Here is a 2,852-nt window from a genome sequence, read left to right as displayed (position 1 = left end):
AATGAACCTGAACAGAGCACTGAAGAGAATGACGTAAGGGATTGAAGAAAATCTAAGAGAGGAAAAAGAAGGGGAAAGGTATTCTTCTTAATAAAAAAACGAAAATGACTTTTTCAGCAAACCCTAAATAGAGGATTTTCATGGTCACCAATTGGTCACCGCAAATGGTTTTTGCCCATTTTCCCGACAAGCCGAAATCCTCGTAAATCATTGAAAATATGGTGCCGGAGGCCGGAATCGAACCGGCACAGAAGGTGACCTTCCGAGGGATTTTAAGTCCCTTGCGTCTACCAATTCCGCCACTCCGGCATTGGCGCTAATTTACAATAGCTTGAGGGGGATTTGCAAGGTTTATCAAAGAGTTTTTACTGTGGCAATCCGGAATTTTCAGAAAAGGGATAGTAGAGAATCTCCTATTCCTTCCAGAGGTGGTTGATGCCGTATTTCATGCTGCCATGAGTCAGGATGAGGAATAAGCCTCCGAGGATGGCGAGATTTTTCATGAATTGGATGAGCTGCATCTGGTCTGACCAGTTGAGATGGAAGATAAGCGTGGTTGGGATCAGAAAGACAATGAGGAGAAACGCTCCGACCCGGCTCGCACATCCCAGCAAGAGGGAAAGACCCCCGACGATCTCAAGAAAGATGGCGCCGAGCAGAAAAAGCCCGACTGCCGGTATCCCATGTGATGCCATGTATTGTCTCGTTCCGGAGAATTGAAAGATCTTTCCAATTCCAGAAGAGAGAAAAATTATCGAAATCAAAATCCTTCCAACGAGGTTTAAGATGCTCTGGACCTTATCCATGGCTCCTCCCTTTGATATTTTGATATACCTGAATTCCGAGGCAGGATGCCCCCGGCTTTTCTGATAAATGAGTCAAGCATCCTGCTTAACTACCAGCCAACGCGGACCCGATACTTGATGGAAACCTCGCCATCCTTTGGAATGCTAACATTAAATTCGATGGTGTGAGCGTCGATCTTCTCCCATTCATGGGAAGCTTCCACGATCTCCCAGCTTCCCGGGATAGGCTCCCTGACGGTCACGCTAACAGCTTCGCTCTTGTGATTCCTTATCTTGATCTCATAAGCCGATTCGATGTCATACCTGAATATCTTGATGTTCTTGAAATCGGTCTGGATCCTGTCGCAGACCACGTCAAAGGCTTCCCCGATCTTCAGCTTTACCATCTCGTCCTTTGGAGTGTGATCGATCGAGTCCTCGCCGATGAATTGCAGCGCTCCGCTTTTATCCTTCTTGTAAACTCGGACCGTCCCCTTCGGAAGCGGGACTCCCAGATGGTTCTCTTTCGTGTTCTTTATTTCAAGAAAAACACCCACTTTCTGGTTCTGTTCAATAGTGCCGTAACGATTCCTGTAATAGTAAGGTCTTCCGGCTATGAGAAGTCTTTTGAGGACCGGGATGTCCGACGAAGTCAGAAGGTTCATTTGCTTGGTCTGGTTGTCTTTAATAGTGGTTCTTCTGTCCAGCGAGTAGAGGTGGTATTCGAAGAATGCTTCCTCGACGAACTGTGGAGCGGCTGCCGCTTCCATCGGAACTCCTTTCCTCAGATACGCCCTTTCTTCTTCCACCCTGTGAATCTCCCCGGCGACAAGTTTCAGGAGAGCATTCTCATATGTAGCACCGCTTCTGTTATCAATGGTCACCCATCCTGTGAGATCTGCTTTCGTGTCGTCTTCATTCACAGAGACCACATAGTCGCAAAGCCAGTTCAGCCCTGATGTAAGGTAGCTTGCTTCCACTCTGTGCCTTGTTTCTCCCCTGTTGTTCAGGAGCCAGACGAGAGTCGGCGTGCTCACAAGATTTTCCGGAATCTTGGGCAGGACGACCCTTCCCGCATGCCCGATTGAGATCCGGTCCCCGATTTTGTAGATGGGGCCCTGGTTCACGCTGAGGAGTGTGGCTTTCGTAGTCTTTTCGACGAAATTTTCATTCTGCTCGATGAGCTCGACCTCCTGGCCGACATACTTCTCCATCAGTTTGTCAGGGTTGATCAGGTCGTACTCGTAATTCTGTTCAAGAATCTCCAGTTGATCAGGTTGCGTGAGGGATTTCAGGTGAGTCGTTTTCGGGTTGATCTGCGCTGCCACGTCCATGAACTTGAGCTCAAAAATTCCCTTGCCAATTTGGATCTCCCGGGTCTCCTTGACAAGAGCGATGTTGCTGTTGTAGACAGTGATGGCGACGTCTTTCCTGTCATCCTTCGTCGAAGAGGATTCCGCTGCAAAAAGCCTGGACATCAAGAAGAGACTTAAGATGGACGGCAGAAGGACAACACTCAAGAATCTTTTATTATTTAGAGATTTCTTAATCATCTTAGATTCATTGCGGTTTATTGATTTTTTGATCATGGGAACCTCGCCTGATTCTGTAGTTGCAAAAATTCTATGTCAAAACCAGGCGATTATCAAATGAATTTATCGGTGAAGATGTTCGGAAGTTTTGTTCGATGCAACGCAAGAGTCAATAGCAATTCTATCTATCTAAAGATAATCTTAAGGAAGCGGCGTTTACCAACTTTCAGGAGGTATTCGGCGGGCTTCCCGGCTTTCAACTCGGTATTCTCATCGCTGATCTTGAGACCATCCAGAGAGACTCCCCCCTGCTTGATCAGCCTGATCGACTCGCTCGTCGATTTCGAGATGCCGGCTTCCACCATCAGTTTTGCCAGCCAGATGTTCTCCTTGCCGCACTTCCTGACAAGCTCATCCATTTCTTCTGGCGTTTCTTTTTTCGCAAAGACCTTCTCAAACTCCCGCTCCGCCTTCTCGGCAGCATCGCGGCTGTAAAACTCTTCGATGATCTTCTTCGCAAGGTCCGACTTTGCCT

At 47.6% G+C, this 2,852-nt stretch carries 3 protein-coding genes and 1 tRNA gene; all 4 read right to left on the bottom strand.

The genetic code is table 11. The annotated features are described in order from the left end of the window. Positions 1-219 precede the first annotated feature (219 nt). A tRNA-Leu gene (locus AB1756_07180) sits at positions 220-309 on the bottom strand. A gap of 104 nt (positions 310-413) precedes the next feature. After that, positions 414-806, bottom strand: a complete 393-nt coding sequence (locus AB1756_07175) for a DoxX family protein (protein ID MEW5807110.1) — start codon at positions 804-806, stop codon at positions 414-416. Between the two features lie 89 nt (positions 807-895). After that, positions 896-2,374, bottom strand: a complete 1,479-nt coding sequence (locus AB1756_07170) for a DUF4139 domain-containing protein (protein ID MEW5807109.1) — start codon at positions 2,372-2,374, stop codon at positions 896-898. Between the two features lie 128 nt (positions 2,375-2,502). After that, on the bottom strand, positions 2,503-2,852 hold a 350-nt coding region (locus AB1756_07165), incomplete at its 5' end, for a S4 domain-containing protein (protein ID MEW5807108.1).

This window comes from Acidobacteriota bacterium (genome assembly GCA_040752675.1).
GTDB lineage: Bacteria > Acidobacteriota > Polarisedimenticolia > JBFMGF01 > JBFMGF01 > JBFMGF01.
The sequence above is the reverse complement of the archived record's forward strand: the minus strand, read 5'-3'. Positions and strand labels throughout refer to the sequence as shown.

Coding starts and splice junctions, on each gene's coding strand:
- AB1756_07175 (MEW5807110.1), bottom strand. CDS start 806: ATGGATAAGGTCCAGAGCATCTTAAACCTCGTTGGAAGGATTTTGATT.
- AB1756_07170 (MEW5807109.1), bottom strand. CDS start 2,374: ATGATCAAAAAATCAATAAACCGCAATGAATCTAAGATGATTAAGAAA.